Origin of the sequence: Nocardia cyriacigeorgica, from assembly GCF_010858045.1 — a bacterium.
GTDB classification, from domain to species: Bacteria; Actinomycetota; Actinomycetes; order Mycobacteriales; family Mycobacteriaceae; genus Nocardia; species Nocardia cyriacigeorgica_E.
This window is the reverse complement of the sequence record NZ_JAAGVC010000179.1, coordinates 1-353: the sequence shown is the minus strand read 5'-3', so window position 1 is coordinate 353 and position 353 is coordinate 1. Positions and strand designations below refer to the sequence as shown.

The following is a 353-nucleotide window of genomic DNA, read 5'->3' as shown; positions in this document are numbered from 1 at the left end:
GTACCAGAACTGCGTCAAGCACGACGTCGAGTTCTTCAACGAGTTCTACGCCCTCGACCTGGTGCTCACCGAGACCGATCGCGGTCCGGTCGCCACCGGCATCGTCGCCTACGAGCTGGCCACCGGGCAGCTGCACGTCTTCCATGCCAAGTCGATCGTGTTCGCCACCGGCGGCTCGGGCCGGATGTACAAGACCACCTCGAACGCGCACACGCTGACCGGTGACGGTATGGCCATCGTGTTCCGCAAGGGCCTGCCGCTCGAGGACATGGAGTTCCACCAGTTCCACCCGACAGGCCTGGCCGGCCTCGGCATCCTCATCTCCGAGGCGGTCCGTGGTGAGGGTGGCATCC

General features: G+C 65.4%; 1 protein-coding gene. It reads left to right on the top strand.

Features of this window, described 5'->3' with window-relative positions:
- On the top strand, positions 1 to 353 hold a 353-nt coding region (locus GV790_RS29255; RefSeq protein WP_163818054.1), incomplete at both ends, for an FAD-binding protein.